Below are 15,457 nucleotides of genomic sequence, written 5' to 3'. Positions count from 1 at the left end.
TATTTAATGAAAAAATCTTTTTATAGATAATAGAGATAATCTAAAAAATATTAACTGTACTTAAGGATATTTTATAAATCTTTCAGACTTTACATGTCAAGCAATCCCTTTTTTATCGGAAGTTTTTACTGTCATAATCTAAAATGATAAATAAAAATTAAAATGTAACATTTGTGCCCTAATTAAAAAACTATGATAGGAACGAAGAAAAAATCCTTATTATCTTGGTTTTTAAAATTAGTCAGGAGGAATTTCCTTTCCTACTAGTTCTACGTTAATACCTTCTTTTGATAGCTTTGAATTAAAATAGCTATATAAGAGAAATATTGCACCTACGATAATAGATATTATTAACATTACTTCAAATCCTACTTTAGAACTCATTACTCCATAAAAAGAGTCTGCAAGAATAAATATCCATCCTATTAATGAGATAGCTCCTAAAATGGAAATTAGAGGTATTCCAAAGATTTCTTTATTTACTGGAGAAGGAGCACTGGTATATAATTCATGTTTAGATATAGGAAACTGTATTGCAGTTATAGCTGTAAATATTTGCAAGAAACCTAATGCTATACTAAAGAGATCTGTAGCAACGTATAGTCCTAGAGGAAATAGCGGACTTACCATCAATATAGAAATAACTATAACAGTTGCAGTTATAGCATAACTTATTATTGGAATTCCGTTTTTAGATACATAAGTTAATTTTTCTGGCAATAACCTATCAAATGAGGCTGCAAATATTTGTCTTGACTGAGCAATAACTGAGGGCAATATATCCTTTATAGGAAATAAAAACATTATAAAACCTACAGCTATAGCTAAAACTGGAAAAGTGCTTAATGCGACTGCTCCTAGAAGGGGAATTGAAGGAGTTATACCTACAGATGACGAAACATACCCTAATCTAGAAATGAATTCTGCACCAAAAAGATGTTGATAGGAATATATTGTTAATGCCATTAGGAAGAATGCTACTATCCCTGCTCCTATAGTGGCGAAAAACAAACTTTTTCTTGGAGACTTTGCATCTCCAGTTAACCATCCACTAAAATGACTAAATCCACTCCACGAAGAATTCAGAGGTATTACTGCCAATAAGGTAGATGCTAAGCTGAATGATATTAATGATGAAGACCAACCTTTTTGAGTACTAAGAGATATTATATTTTGATAAGAGGAAGGACCGAAAACGTTGTTCCATAGTGATGGTGCAGTAGAAGGACTCTCTAATAGCATTGTGAAGTCAAGAATTAACAGAAGAGCTAAAGGAATATAAAAAGCTACAAAAATTGAGAATTTTGATAATTTTATACTGAAAGAATCTAATAATGTAAACAATATTGTAATGATTATTGCTATAATAACTATATGAATGGGTGAAGTAAAGTATTTACCTACATCAGTTATGCTAGGAGAATGAGTTACTAATCCAGCAATTGTTAGAGAGTCAGATAGAAAAGATGCTCCAATGTAAGCTACATCGCCAATTATTATGCAATACCCTAACCATGTAAATATATTTATGAAGTATCCTAAACTTGGCGAAAGAATTCTACTAATCCAAACATATTGACCTCCAATCTTAGGCATTACAAGACCTAAAAAATATATTACAGATGCAGAAGCAAAAAGTGGTATTGCATCAATAATTAATGATAATAGCGGAAAACTACCTGGATATTCATATGTGATGCCTACAGTAAAAAATAATATTCCAGAACCTATAGAAAATGAAAGAACTAATGTTAACATATCTAGACTACTAAATTGTTTTACTAACCCACTAGATTCCCTTATGAATATTTTATTCTCATTATTTTTATTTTTACTACTCATTCTAGTCATTAAGTATGAAAGTTAACACTATATAAACTTTTTTATATAAAAAATTTTATACTTTCATGAATCTTTAAACTAATATATCATTTTTATATCTAATATGCTGAAGATAAATCCTTAATAAGAAACAAATTATAACTAAAATATTATTAATCATACAAAATATAATTAGGAATTAGAATAGAAATAGAGGAAAAAATTCTATACTCGAATAAAAATTCTTAATTTCTATTAATACTCTTTAGATTGTGGCTTTAGTTCCATCTCTATGTCGTATTCTCCTGCTTTAGCTAATTTTTCAGGATGTTTCTTCATGTAGTATACTGATAAAGAGAAGCCTACTGCTAAAGGCCATAAAATTGCGAATATTCCCGCACCTAAGAGTGCATAATTTAACAGTGAAGGTGAAGATATGGCTGTGCTTATTAGACCCTGCATACTATAATATAATACGACTACTCCTAAAATGCTAGACACTATAGGCACAAATCCATGCTTAAACACATCAAATTGATCCTGTTTCTTAGCAAAAATTGTAAGACCTATGTTGGCAAAAATATGCTCAAATATCACTCCAATACCAGAGATAGTTAAAAGTAATAATGCTCCATTAAACGGACCTAATACTAAACCTGAAATCAGAGTAGATCCAAAACCTACGCCTAACCATAACATTAGTGTTCTTACTGGAGTTTTCCTTTTTGGATGAGTATAGTAGAACCATTTAGGCAATAATACTCCGTCTCTAGAAGCAGAAAAAGCTATCCTACTTACAACATTAGAATTTGCTATTATGAATGATAAATAACTGTTTGCAACAAATATTGTTAATAAAATAAATCCAATTATTCCTAGATATTTTCCAAATATTATTAGTCCTGGATCTGGAGATGTAGCAAATGTAGATATATTTCCTAATCCCCAACCTACTGTTAATGCATACGCTGGTAATATTAGGGCAAATCCAGTTAATAAGAATGCATAAATAATTGATCTTCCTATATTCTTTTTAGGCTCCTTTATTTCTTCTGATACTGTTATTACAGTGCCTAAACCAGTAAAATCAAGAATTGAAAATACCATACCTAAGAATACTAGTGGTAATATATATGTTGGAGGAGAAAATACTGTAAACGTATTTAAAGAGCCAAGTCTGAATATTATTGCTATCGATGCTAATCCTAAAAATAGGACTTCTGCTATCCCTGTATAAAATGCATAAGATAAGGACTCTTTTATACCTAGATAAGATATTATAAAGCCATAAGCAGCCACAAAACTAGCAAATGCTATCCATATATAAGGTATAGCAGTAATAGAAGGAGAAATTAAATAGAAGAAACTAGCAAATCCTAATATTCCGAATGCTGGACCTCCAAGCATTTCGTTTTCTGTATAAGATAAAAATGTGGGTATGGAGAGTATTTTAGATCCCAAAGATGCATAGGCATAGTAACCTCCAGCATTACTTCTTAGTTTAGAAAATTGATAGGGAGTATTCATCCACATACCATAAATTAGCCATGCAATTAGCACAGCTAATGCACTGTATGCTCCAGCATACGCTACTGTCCCAGTTAATAGTATAGCTACATCGCCGGCTGGAGATACATGAGATATAGATTGGAAAATTCCATGCATTAAACCTACCGCATTGTGTTTTAGCTTATATTCTTGTATCTGTTTTTTCATATTCGGAGAACTATTTTCTTCCATATTTTTTAGATTGATATTGTTTATTATATTTATATTTTGTAATCAGTAGTGTTACATTGTATTACATCTAAAATTTTTAAATTAAATAAAACAATAATAGGCTATGAATAGATTAAGCTATGAAAACGCACCTAGAATATTAGTTAAACCACCAGGACCAAAATCAAGAGAATATTTAGAAATTCAAGATGCTTATGAGACTAAATCGAGAATATATACACAAATCTTTAAAATGGCTATTGATGACGCTAGAGGTTCTACCATTAGAGACGTTGATGGAAATATTTACATTGACTGGTTTTCTGGAATTAGCGTTTTGAATTTGGGTCATTCAAATCCAATAGTTATCGATGCTATTCAAAATCAGCTTAATAAAATAGATCATATAAACGAAGTGCCAACAGAATCTAGGATTCAATTTTTAAAGACTCTTGAATCTACGCTACCTGGTGATTTGAGGAACAATGCAAAGATCATGTTTACAGTAACTGGAGGAGATGCATGCGAAGCAGCAGTAAGTCTGGCAAGATATATAACAAAGAAGAAAGTAATAATTGCATTTAGTGGATCATACCATGGGATAGCAGGAGAAATAGCTAGTGCTACAGCTAATTATCACTATAGAGAATTAGAGAATCTTGATTATCATAATATTTATCATTTGCCATATCCTTATAAGTATAGATTTCCAATAAATGTAAAAGAAGAAGATATAAGTAAAATTGTAATAGATATGTTAGAGAATATTCTAAAAGATTCTTATTCTGGAGTAGGGCCTATAGGAGGAGTTTTAGTTGAGCCTATTCAAGGTGAAGGAGGATATATAGTTCCGCCCGACGATTTCTTACCAATGTTAAGGGAAGTTACTGAGAAATATTCTGTTCCTCTAATTATGGATGAAGTTCAGAGTGGGGTTGGGAGAACTGGTAAGATTTGGGCTAGTGAACATTGGTCAGTAACACCGGATATTATGTGTATATCTAAAAGTATTGGTGGTGGAATACCAGCATCAATGATAGCATATAAGAAAGAGTATGATGATTTATTACCTCCAGCTTTTCATCTAGGGACTTATAGAGGGAATCCATTAGCATTAGCAGCAGGAAATGTAATACTAAATTACTTAAAAAATTCAGATATACTCAATAGAGTTCAAGAAAAAGGCAAATATATAATGGAAAGATTTAATGAAATGAGCTATGTTTCAAATTATATAGGTGAAGTGAGAGGAAAAGGGTTCATGATAGGTGTTGAGTTAGTTAAAGACAAGAAAAATAAAGATCCTGCTACGGAGTTTGCAGTTAAATTAAAGAAAAATCTATTCGAAAAAGGTTTATTAATGCATACTTGTGGTCATTTTGGCAATGTTATGAGATTTATGGCTCCATTAACAATTGAAGACGATCTTATAGATAAGGGATTGGAAATTTTTGAAAATAGTATCAAAGAGTTAGAAAAAGTGTGAATATTATGCTCAAATTGATAAATTTTTCCTCAAATGTTATTTTTGGAAACAATGTAATATCTTCTATTCCTAATGAAATAGAATCTAAGCGTTTTTCTAAGGAAATTATTTTTATTTCTGGTGAAAAAACATTTAAGTTAATTGGAGAAAAAATACTAAATAAAATTCAAGCAAACGATCTTCGTGTTGTAGAGAATATTATAGGTATAAGAAAGGATAAGGATATAGTAGATAATTATATCTCTAAGTTTTCAAAAGATAAAAAATATACAATAATATCTGTAGGGAGTGGTTCAGTTCTTGATATAGGAAAATATATTGCATCTGAAACTAATTCTCCATTAATATCTATTCCTACATCTCTTTCAACTGATGCAATAGCTACTAGTTTTTCCGTATTGTGGAGAAAAGGATCTAGCATAGCAATAAAAACTGTAGCTCCATCTTTAGTAATTGGAGACTATCAGTTACTTAAAAATGAAGATAAAAGGTTTATAAAGGCAGGTATAGGAGATATGCTCTCTAAACTTTCGGCTCTTTACGATTGGAGATTAAGTTTTTGGCTTGCAAAAGAGAAATATAATGATTTTGCGTATAAATTAGCATCATATATTACGAAGTTAATCATAGAAAGATTATATCATATTTTAAACGCTGATTATATAGGTATAGAAACCCTATTCCTTGCGGAGGTTACAGATGGATATCTTATGGAACTTGCAGATACTACTAGAGTAGCTGCAGGCAGTGAGCATCTTTTTTCCTTTGCTATGGAATCTCTTGGCTCAAATCTATTGCATGGAGAATTATGTGGATTAGGGACAATTATGATGTATTTTCTACAAACTGGATCTCATAGAGCGAAAAAAATATTTGAAAAAATTCAATTTCCTATAACAACTAGGGAATTAGGAATCAGTAAGGAAATAATAATAAAGGCGTTAACTATTTCTCACAAAATGAGAAACTGGTATACTATATTAGGTAAAGATGGTTTAACAGAAGCACAAGCTGAAAGATTGGCAAAATACACTGGTGTAATTGAATAATTTTTAATTATTTATAAATATTCATTATAATGCTATTTTCCTTTATTTCTAAATTTACTTTTAAATTTAAAGATTCTAAAATCCCTCTATAATAGTGAGCTAAAATTAAGGAATACATCTTGTTTAGTGTATGATGAAGTATTATTATATAGTTTTTCTTTTCATTCTCACTAAGAACTGTCATATTATATAATCCGGAATATTTAGAAATATACTTAAGTAAAATAACAAATAAATCTATTTTATCACAATTTTTACAAATTTCAGACCATAGCATTATGTACTCTCTTCCCCAATCTTTTCCAGCTGAATTTGATAGATAAATAATCTCATTTTCTGATTTACCTATGCTATCAATAATTAGTTTAAAGAATCTATAAGATATAGTAATTATATTATCCTGACTAACTTTTTCAATTCTATATGTATAATATACATATTTTTCCAATTCTTCTGAAACTATAGAGTTAAACTTCAAATCTTTTTCATATGCTATTTCTTCTAATTTATTAGCAATATATTTTGGTATCCTTATAGTTTTTAGAACTGTAATTTTAGAATTATTCTTACTTTCTACTTGGCTCAATTATCTATCCCCGCTAGTATGTTAATACCTTTTACACTATTTAAGTATTTTTTAGTATAAAAGTATTCGTTAAATAAAATAGTAATGAATAAATGTTATAAGATTATAAAGTACAAATTAGGTATGTTTGCTATATTAAAAATTATAGATTTTTATATATATTGAATTCCCAATTTGTAACTATAGTATTATATTCTTCCAATTCTTGCTTTTTAACTGCAATAAATTCATTTATTATTTTATCTCCTATTAAGTTAATTAGCACAGTATCTTTTTTAAGCTCGTTTAAAGCCTCATTAAGGTCTCTAGGAATCTCTTCTAGTTCTTTATTTTCATATGCATTATCGTTTACTGGTTTAGGAGATTTGAGACCTCTTTCTATACCATCAAGGCCAGCAGATATAAAAGCTATAAATAGTAAATAAGGATTTGAAGCTGCATCAGGGACTCTATACTCTAATCTTAAATCTCTTGATATAGAACTAAATCTTGGAGTAGGAATTCTTAATATGGTAGATCTATTATTAGGTCCATAGCCTATCTTTACTGGAGCCCACATATCAGGAATTCTTACTAGTCTTTTATAAGAATTTACGGTAGGTGCTGCAATAGCAGTTAGTGCTTTAGCATGTTCAAGTATTCCGGCTATAAAAGAATATCCAGTTTCGCTTATTTTTAGATCATCTTTTTCGTCATAAAAAACGTTATTTCCTTTACTCCATGCACTTAAATTTAGGTGAAGACCAGAACCTGGATATTCTTTGAAAGGTTTGGGCATAAAGTTTATCTCATAATTGTATTTAGCTCCAATCATTTTGGATACATCTTTAAAAAATACTAAAGAATCTGAAGTTTTAATTGGATCAGAATGCTTTATATTGAATTCATACTGTGATGGACCACATTCTTTTAATGTTTTCATTACGCCTATTCCTATACTTTTTAATGTATTTTTTAACTCGATAAGAAATTTATCTATTAACGAACCGTAATATCCTCCTATTTCATAACATGATACATCATTAATAGGTTTGTTTTCCTTAGTAACATAAAATTCATATTCGAATGCAGAAATAAAATCAATGTTAAATTCTCTTTTTATTTTAGAAAGAAGATTAGATAGTTGCCATCTTAAGTCATATTCCCAAGGTTTACCAGTCTTATCATACATTTTTCCAATAGTTATAGCAAATGGTGGTATTAATGATAAAGTGTCAATATCAGGAACCAATGTAAAGTCGTCAGAATTTACGCCTAAGCTTCCGATTCTGGCTAAAGTACCAGAAGGCGTATAGTTCATAATAGCTTTTGCGGTATTGGTTCCGTTTTCTAGAATATCTTCTAACTCATCAATGTCTTCCTCTTTGCTTCTGATAAAACCTCCGTAATCAACAAAATCAATCTTTAGAGTATCTATTCCACTTGATTTTAATTTTTTTAAAACATCTTCATATTCCATTAATAAATAAAGAGGATTTCTTGTTAATAAAAATTAAATGTATTTCATTGTATTACAAGAAATATGTAAGATCTTGCATGTTAATTGAATGAACGTCAGGCAATACTATTCTCTTTAATATTTTCATATCTTTAGAAATAATATCAGCTCTTTTATATGTTAGATACATTAAATCTGATGATCTATACTTTATAAATAGTACATTAGATCTAGCTAAATAATAGTCCATGAAATTATAAGCTAAAATATTGGTAATCATATACTTTGATACTGATGGAGGATTGTCGCTCCAAGCATAATTAGATGTCAACCTATCTATTTTGATTTTTATTGTATCTTTCTTATCATATATCAATAATCCATTTGATATCGAATTATCCTTTTTATCTTTTATTTCTCTAACTAAAACTATATATTCTACATCAGGATGTAGAAAATCTAGCCATTCTAAGTATTTACGATATTCTAAAAGCTCAGCTTCTTTGTTCAAAAATCTGACAATTTTGATATATTCGTTTTCATTAACTTCATTCTTATCATAATTAAGATATATATTGATATTTGTTAAACTCTGCATTTTAATCACCTATTAGATAATCTAATATTCTTCTCCACATGTATCTTGCAGATTTCTCCGTAAGTCCAGTAGGTATTATATCTAAATCTTCTCCATGTGGACCCATAAAGTCTTTTAAAGAAGTTACATAATCACCAACTTTATAAGGAACTTTAATTTTTCTCATGTAATTCACTGAGTATCTAGATGCCTTTGTTATATATGTCCAATGTTCTATATCATCAGTTTCTACTACTCCACCAGCACCAAAACCATTCATAAACGTTCTATATGATAACTCCTTGAATTCTTCGCTTGCATCTTTTTCAACTACAAACCAATTATAATATTCAGTAGTATCAGTACTTATAGGACGTAATAACCTAAAGCTAATATGTGGTATTCCAACAGATTTAGGGTATTCTAAATCTATATCAGGTATTTTTCTTATACCGTTAAAGAATCCTAGATTAGGAAATACTAATCCACTCAAATGATAAGAAAGACTGAATAATTCAAATTGCTTAGGATCTAATAATTTTTTAGCCTCTTCTACTACATTTGGTGTCCATACAGGATATAAAATAGGGAAAAACTCAGCAGGAAATCCTCTTCCTTTACCATCCTTACCTAAAAATCTTATATTATGTCCTTTCTTCGAAGCTATTTGATATCCAGATATTATATTTTTAATATATTCAAATGAATATAGAGATGACGCGGATTTATGAGTTATTATAAAATGATATACATCATGAACAAAACTGTCAGCTCCTATCTTCCAGTTAAATTTTATTATCCTCCTTTCAGCAGGGAAAAATTGATATCCACTTGAATTCCTCTTGAATAAAATATCCATATACCATTTTATTTCTCCTAAATAATTCTCTAATGACTCTGGATTTTCGTTAAGTGTAGAAAAGATAAAACCAGCATAGTTCTCAGTCTTTAGTTCTAATAAACCATATCTTTCTTTGTCTAGTTCTCCATATGCTAAGGCCTCTAATGAAACTCCTATAAGTTTGCCGTTAGAATTAAATGTCCATCCATGATATGGACAAGTTATAAATTTGGAATTTCCTTTTTCTGCTTTAACTATTTGAAGTCCTCTATGAGGGCATATATTGAGAAAGACTCTAATTCTATTATCTTGTCCTCTGATTGCAAGAACTTCATCTGTAGGACCTACAGATCTTATCGTAAAATCCCCTGGCTTCGGAATTTCAGATTCGTGAACTATAAAATGCCATATATTTGGCCATAATCTTTCCTTTTCCAAATCAAAAACTCTTTCATCAGCTATCCACCATAACTGCAATTCATGATTTTCATCTAGGTCTTCTCTTACCTTCACCAATTCATCAATGAGTTTTTCTTTTTCATACTTGTTTTTACTTATATCGTTTTTTTCTATCATATAATATTACCTTTATTAGAAATTTATGATCTTCTAGTTTTATTGATAATGGGTATTTCAAAGTATTACAATGTAGTATCGAATAAGTTAAAATAAACGTTTTTAAAAATAGAGAACTATGAAAGGAATTTACGTAGTTAGGGTAGACGTATTAGATAATAATATAGAAAATAATTTCAATAAATGGTATAGCTATGTTCATTTACCAGACTTAATGAAGATAAAATATTTAGAAACTTCTAGAAGATTCTTCAGCACTACTAGTATTCCTAAGTATCTATCATTATATGAATTTCCAGACAAAGAAAAACTAATAGAAGGTAAGAATAGTGAAGAAATGAAATACGTAAGATCAGATACTATAAAGCGTTGGAATGGCAAATTATCCAAAGGTGAGAGATATTACACAACAGTAGAAGAAATTATTACAGGAGACGATAAAATTTCGGATAGTAATAAGATATTTGTCTCTTATGAAGATAATAAGATATTAAAGAGTATTCTAAATATTATATTATCAAATTCAGAAAAATTAGAAAGATGTATTAAACTTAATGTCTTCGATAAGGAACCAGAAGATCTTCCAAAATATATATTGCTTTGTGATACTAAAGATAAAAATGAGAATAAAATTCTTGAAATGCTAAAGAATATAGATGGAATAAAAGGTTTAGGATTCTATGAACCTATAATCTCATATTATAAGATAACTTATAATGATACCTTATACTAAAAATACAATGTAGTACAATCTAATACTCGTAATGTATAATATCTCCTTTTTAAAATATAATTTATGACTAATTTAAGAACTATTGTTTTAAGCTCTATGATAGGTAATATAATAGAATGGTACGATGTTTTTATATTCTCGACAGGAGCTTTATATATAGCTAAGGCTTTTTTACCTTCCAAAATAACTCCTACAATAGCACTACTAGATGTTTTTCTTATTTTAGCTCTAGGATTTATTACTAGACCCCTAGGAGCATTCATATTCGGCAACTTTGGTGACAAATTAGGTCGAAAGAGAATGCTAATAGTAACTTTATCTTTGACTGGAGCCTCAAGCGGACTAGTAGGAGTATTGCCTACTTACTTAGATTTTGGATTTATATCTTTAATATTATTATCAATTTTAAGAATATTACTAGGCATAGGTTTAGGGGGAGAATGGGGAGGAGGACTACTACTTATAGCAGAAAATATTCAGCATAAGAATCCATTTTATATCTCCTTTTTTCAATCATCTGTAAGTATAGGTTTAATAATAGGGTCTTTAGTGTTTTTTGCACTAGAAGCCATACTTCCACAATCTGAAATGTATGTTTTTGGATGGAGAATAGCCTTTCTAATATCATTCTTACTTTTAGTTATAGGTTTAATAATAAGATTAAAGGTAGGAGAAACTGAAATGTTTAAGAGAATAGAAGAAAAAAAGGAAATATTACAAAAACCAGGATTTAACTTGTTTAAAAATCATTTTAAAAGCGTAATTCTTGGAATCTTAATTGTAGGTGGTTTGGCTATATATTTTATAGGTTCAGTAAGCATTCCAAATATCTACGAGTTCGATAAAATAGTCTCAGCTTCTGAATATTTTTATGGTATAATGATTTTTGGAATAATTGATATATTGTTCGTTTTTATTGGTGGCATTTTTTCTTTAACCTGGAAAAGGATAATAACATTAACCATTCTAGGCAATATAATTGGTATATTAGTTCTTTATCCAGCATTTTTATTAAAATCTCCTTCAGATTATTTTTTATTTCAAGCATTATTAGGTATTTCTCATGGTATAATGTATTCTCCAGTAGCTGTGATCTTAGTTAAACTATTTCCCACAAATGTGAGATACAGTGGAATTTCTGCATCGTATCAATTTGCTGGTGCTTTTTTAGGAGGAATAGAACCATATGTAATTACATGGTTAAGTACATTTAACTATTTGCTTTATCCAATATACCAAATTTTATTATGTGCATTTTCAATAGCAGTTTCTATGATAATATATAAATATAATCTAGCAAAGTATCTTGAATCAGAGAGGTAGAATAAAAATGATCTTATCAACAGTTCAATTAACAACAAGCGTAAATAAAGATGAAAATTTAAGAAAAATACAACAATACATAGAAAAAGCTAAGACTGCTAATTCAGATATTGTAATATTTCCAGAAGCAAGTATGTTTTTTTCTCCTCCAGAAGAATCAAGAGAAGTATTATATAAAAAAGCAGAAGATCTGAATGGTCCGTGGTTAACTCAAATCAAAAAAACTGCTAAAGAAAATGAAATAAATGTTATCTTAGGTATTTATGAGAAAAGTGATAATAAAAAAGTATATTTAACTGCTGTTCTTATAGATAAGGAAGGAGAGATAAAATACGCATATAGAAAAACTCACTTATATGACGCTTTTAACTTTATGGAATCAGAAAGAATAGAACCAGGTAAAGATTACTATACTCCAATAACAATTAATGAGTTTAACATTGGAATACTTTTATGTTATGAACTAAGATTCCCAGAAATAGCTAGGACATATGCGTTAAAAGGCGCGGATTTATTAATTGTCCCTGCTGCCTGGGTAAAAGGATATTTAAAAGAGGACCATTTATTGACACTTGCTAAGGCTAGAGCATTAGAAAATACTAGCTATTTAGCATTATCTTCTCAGATAGGAAATATATTTACCGGATATAGTATGATAATAGATCCGCTAGGAATACCGATTTCAAGATCTACAGAAAAGGAAGGTATAATAACAGCAGAAATAGATAAAGAAAGAATAAAAGAAGTTAGAGCTACTCTTCCAGTACTATACCAAAGAAGAGAAGACTTGTACTTTAGGTGATACTTTTGTATAATTTATTCTCTAAATATGCTGATAATCTTAAGTTATCTGAATTATTACGATATTTTAAAATTATTTCTAAGAATCCCAATATAATAAACTTTGTCAATGGATTACCAGACCCTAGAACAGTACCAATTAATGAAATAACTGAAATTACAAATCAGATCATAAAGGAATATTCAGTTAGAGCGTTCCAATATAGTATTACGTGTGGCATAAAAGAATTAAAAGATCAAATCTTAGAATTTGTAAAAAATAGAGGAATATATGACATAAGTGAAAATAACATTTGTATAACAGTAGGAAGTCAAGAAGCACTTTATATGCTCTTTTCCATTTTTATAAATCCAGGAGATAATATAGCAATTGAAAACCCAACATATATATCTGCATTAGAAACTTTAAGAACACTAAATCCAAACTTCAATGGAATAAACATTACACCTAAAGGGTATGAAATAGATGACCTAAGAAAAAGTAATGCTAAACTTCTCTATACAGTTCCATCAGCACAAAATCCATCTGGATACACGCTAAACATAAATGAGCGTAAAAAAATAATAGAAATAGCTCATGAAAATAATACTATCATAATAGAAGATGACACATATGGTTTTCTCTTATTTGATGATTATGTTCCAGCAATAAAAGCCCTAGACGACGAAGATAAAGTAATTTACGTAGGAAGTATGAGCAAAGTATTTTCTTCAGGCCTTAGAATCGGATGGATAATAGCTAATGAGAAAGTTATAGAAAAAATAGAAGCACTAAAACAAAATATTAACGCGCATTCACCTACATTAAACCAATTAATAACAGCAGAAGCTATAAGGACAGGAATTATAGATAAAAATATAGCATATACTAAATCTTTATATAAAATGAAAAGCAATTTAATGAAAAACGAAATTATTAAAAACTTAGGGGATAAAGTAGATTTTATTTCTCCTACGGGAGGAATGTTTTTCTTCTTATGGACTAAAAATCTTGATACAGAAAAATTATTAGAGAAAGCAATAAAAAATAATGTTGCATATCTACCAGGCAAATATTTTTATCATGATCTATCTGGATATAATACTATAAGATTAAGCTATAGCTATCCAAGAGAAAATGAAATAATAGAGGGGATAAAAAGACTAGGTGAAATAATATCTTGATTTTTTATTTTTTAGTAATCTTAATTCAGTATATATAAGAAAAAATTACTCTGGCTTTCTCTTAACTTTTTCCCATTTGCCATTAAATAATATTTCCTTACCATCTTTGGCTATTATTTTACCATTTCTTATTACGTAAGCTGGAGGATCTAAAAATCTTAGCAAATCTATTATATCGTCATCATTAGTTATGAGTAAGTTTGCAGGATATCCTTCTTTTATACCATAATTTTTAACCCTCCAGGCTTTTGCTGAATTATAAGTTATTAAATTTATAGAATTTTGTAAATCTTCTAGAGTGCTCATTTGATCTAAATGGATAGCCATGAAAAGGACTTGAGGCATACTTCCAATTCCTAAAGGATACCAAGGATCCATAATACAATCATGACCTAAAGCCACATTAACTCCAAATTTAATCATTTCCTTAATTGGAGCCATTCCTCTCCTTTTAGGATAGTTATCGAACCTTCCCTGAAGCATAGCATTTATTAGAGGATTAGGAACTACAGTAATTCCAGCTTTAGCAACAATAGGAAGAATTCTGAATCTGTAAGCTGAATCCCAACTATGCATAGCAGTTACATGTCCAGCAGTGACTCTATTCCAATTATATTCTAGGGAGTATTTAGCTAAAACTTCTAAAAATCTAGAATTAGGATCATCAGTCTCATCAATGTGTCCATCTATATCTTTGTTATATTCTTTTGCTAAATCAAACGCAAATTTTATTGATTTAACTCCATCTTCTCTAGTTATTTCATTATGAGGTATTAATCCTACATTATCTGCTCCTTGTTCTATAGCTTTTCTAAGTAACTCATCATTACCTTTTTCAGTATATATTCCGTCTTGTGGGAATGCAGTAATCTGTATTTCAACTATGTCTTTTGTCATTTCTTTTACTTTCAATAAAGCTTTCAATAAAGTTAAGGATTTTTCTGTTACATCTACGTGAGTTTTTATCCATAAAGTGCCTTGAGATACCATTAATTTTACGGCAGTTAATGCTCTTTTAATTACGTCTTCTTCTGACAGCTTTCCTTTAACTTCTTTCCATATTTGTATTCCTTCCCATAATGTCCCTGACTTATTTGATATAGGCAAAAATACGCTATCTAAATGAAAGTGCATATTAAAATAAGGTGGTATAACTAAATGATTTTCAGCATCTATGACTTCGTCAGTTGGACATTCGCAGTTTAAACATGAAATTTTCCCATTTTCAATACATATGGAAACTATTTTTTCGTTGACTTTAGCGTTTTTTATTAGCATAGAGAAAAGAGGTAGAATTTAAATAAAAAATTAGACTCTTATAATTCCTGATTTTTTCGTTAAAG

Annotated in this window: 13 protein-coding genes; 6 read left to right on the top strand and 7 right to left on the bottom strand. The window is 29.4% G+C overall.

The annotated features are described in order from the left end of the window. Positions 1 to 237: 237 nt before the first annotated feature. Together B6F84_RS04655 and B6F84_RS04650 are read right to left on the bottom strand one after the other, a co-directional pair. Positions 238 to 1,851 (bottom strand): APC family permease, encoded by a 1,614-nt coding sequence (locus tag B6F84_RS04655; RefSeq protein WP_148691156.1) that lies wholly within the window; start codon positions 1,849 to 1,851, stop codon positions 238 to 240. A gap of 225 nt (positions 1,852 to 2,076) precedes the next feature. Continuing rightward, entirely contained in the window at positions 2,077 to 3,561 is a 1,485-nt protein-coding gene (locus B6F84_RS04650; protein ID WP_222703219.1) for an APC family permease, read from the bottom strand. A gap of 103 nt (positions 3,562 to 3,664) precedes the next feature. Here B6F84_RS04650 and B6F84_RS04645 point away from each other — a divergent pair, with 103 nt between their 5' ends. Next, positions 3,665 to 5,026, top strand: coding sequence for an aspartate aminotransferase family protein (locus B6F84_RS04645; RefSeq protein ID WP_148691155.1), 1,362 nt, complete (start codon positions 3,665 to 3,667; stop codon positions 5,024 to 5,026). 5 nt (positions 5,027 to 5,031) lie between these two features. Next, positions 5,032 to 6,075 (top strand): sn-glycerol-1-phosphate dehydrogenase, encoded by a 1,044-nt coding sequence (locus tag B6F84_RS04640; protein ID WP_148691154.1) that lies wholly within the window; start codon positions 5,032 to 5,034, stop codon positions 6,073 to 6,075. Between the two features lie 7 nt (positions 6,076 to 6,082). On the opposite strand, the gene B6F84_RS04635 is transcribed toward B6F84_RS04640, so the two are convergent. The 4 genes from B6F84_RS04635 to B6F84_RS04620 form a co-directional block, all read right to left on the bottom strand. Next, positions 6,083 to 6,661: a hypothetical protein gene (locus B6F84_RS04635; RefSeq protein ID WP_148691153.1), complete on the bottom strand. Its 579-nt coding sequence runs from the start codon at positions 6,659 to 6,661 to the stop codon at positions 6,083 to 6,085. A 142-nt stretch (positions 6,662 to 6,803) separates the two neighbouring features. After that, positions 6,804 to 8,120 carry a glutamine synthetase family protein gene (locus B6F84_RS04630; RefSeq protein ID WP_148691152.1) on the bottom strand — a complete coding sequence of 439 codons (1,317 nt, stop codon included), beginning with the start codon at positions 8,118 to 8,120 and terminating at the stop codon, positions 6,804 to 6,806. A 52-nt stretch (positions 8,121 to 8,172) separates the two neighbouring features. Next, entirely contained in the window at positions 8,173 to 8,697 is a 525-nt protein-coding gene (locus B6F84_RS04625; protein WP_148691151.1) for an aromatic-ring-hydroxylating dioxygenase subunit beta, read from the bottom strand. 1 nt (position 8,698) lies between these two features. Continuing rightward, complete coding sequence (locus B6F84_RS04620; protein WP_148691150.1) at positions 8,699 to 10,093, bottom strand: aromatic ring-hydroxylating oxygenase subunit alpha; 1,395 nt, start codon at positions 10,091 to 10,093, stop codon at positions 8,699 to 8,701. Positions 10,094 to 10,211: 118 nt separating this feature from the next. Here B6F84_RS04620 and B6F84_RS04615 point away from each other — a divergent pair, with 118 nt between their 5' ends. The 4 genes from B6F84_RS04615 to B6F84_RS04600 all read left to right on the top strand — a co-directional run bounded on the left by B6F84_RS04615 (position 10,212) and on the right by B6F84_RS04600 (position 14,114). Continuing rightward, positions 10,212 to 10,826 carry a DUF4286 family protein gene (locus tag B6F84_RS04615; protein ID WP_148691149.1) on the top strand — a complete coding sequence of 205 codons (615 nt, stop codon included), beginning with the start codon at positions 10,212 to 10,214 and terminating at the stop codon, positions 10,824 to 10,826. 63 nt (positions 10,827 to 10,889) lie between these two features. Further along, positions 10,890 to 12,149, top strand: coding sequence for an MFS transporter (locus tag B6F84_RS04610; RefSeq protein WP_148691148.1), 1,260 nt, complete (start codon positions 10,890 to 10,892; stop codon positions 12,147 to 12,149). A gap of 7 nt (positions 12,150 to 12,156) precedes the next feature. Further along, entirely contained in the window at positions 12,157 to 12,951 is a 795-nt protein-coding gene (locus B6F84_RS04605; protein ID WP_148691147.1) for a carbon-nitrogen hydrolase family protein, read from the top strand. Positions 12,952 to 12,956: 5 nt separating this feature from the next. Next, a complete protein-coding gene (locus B6F84_RS04600) occupies positions 12,957 to 14,114 on the top strand; it encodes an aminotransferase-like domain-containing protein (protein WP_187152753.1) in 1,158 nt (385 codons plus the stop codon). Positions 14,115 to 14,159: 45 nt separating this feature from the next. Here the strand turns inward: B6F84_RS04600 and B6F84_RS04595 are convergent, their stop codons facing one another. Continuing rightward, positions 14,160 to 15,392: an amidohydrolase family protein gene (locus tag B6F84_RS04595; RefSeq protein ID WP_148691145.1), complete on the bottom strand. Its 1,233-nt coding sequence runs from the start codon at positions 15,390 to 15,392 to the stop codon at positions 14,160 to 14,162. Positions 15,393 to 15,457 lie beyond the last annotated feature (65 nt).

Origin of the sequence: Acidianus manzaensis, assembly GCF_002116695.1 — an archaeon.
Taxonomy (GTDB): domain Archaea; phylum Thermoproteota; class Thermoprotei_A; order Sulfolobales; family Sulfolobaceae; genus Acidianus; species Acidianus manzaensis.
The sequence above is the reverse complement of the archived record's forward strand: the minus strand, read 5'-3'. Positions and strand labels throughout refer to the sequence as shown.

Bases quoted from the DNA above. Each gene is read 5' to 3' on its own strand.
- B6F84_RS04655 (WP_148691156.1), bottom strand. From the start codon at position 1,851: ATGACTAGAATGAGTAGTAAAAATAAAAATAATGAGAATAAAATATTC.
- B6F84_RS04650 (WP_222703219.1), bottom strand. From the start codon at position 3,561: ATGGAAGAAAATAGTTCTCCGAATATGAAAAAACAGATACAAGAATAT.
- B6F84_RS04645 (WP_148691155.1), top strand. From the start codon at position 3,665: ATGAATAGATTAAGCTATGAAAACGCACCTAGAATATTAGTTAAACCA.
- B6F84_RS04640 (WP_148691154.1), top strand. From the start codon at position 5,032: ATGCTCAAATTGATAAATTTTTCCTCAAATGTTATTTTTGGAAACAAT.
- B6F84_RS04630 (WP_148691152.1), bottom strand. From the start codon at position 8,120: ATGGAATATGAAGATGTTTTAAAAAAATTAAAATCAAGTGGAATAGAT.
- B6F84_RS04625 (WP_148691151.1), bottom strand. From the start codon at position 8,697: ATGCAGAGTTTAACAAATATCAATATATATCTTAATTATGATAAGAAT.
- B6F84_RS04620 (WP_148691150.1), bottom strand. From the start codon at position 10,093: ATGATAGAAAAAAACGATATAAGTAAAAACAAGTATGAAAAAGAAAAA.
- B6F84_RS04615 (WP_148691149.1), top strand. From the start codon at position 10,212: ATGAAAGGAATTTACGTAGTTAGGGTAGACGTATTAGATAATAATATA.
- B6F84_RS04610 (WP_148691148.1), top strand. From the start codon at position 10,890: ATGACTAATTTAAGAACTATTGTTTTAAGCTCTATGATAGGTAATATA.
- B6F84_RS04605 (WP_148691147.1), top strand. From the start codon at position 12,157: ATGATCTTATCAACAGTTCAATTAACAACAAGCGTAAATAAAGATGAA.
- B6F84_RS04595 (WP_148691145.1), bottom strand. From the start codon at position 15,392: ATGCTAATAAAAAACGCTAAAGTCAACGAAAAAATAGTTTCCATATGT.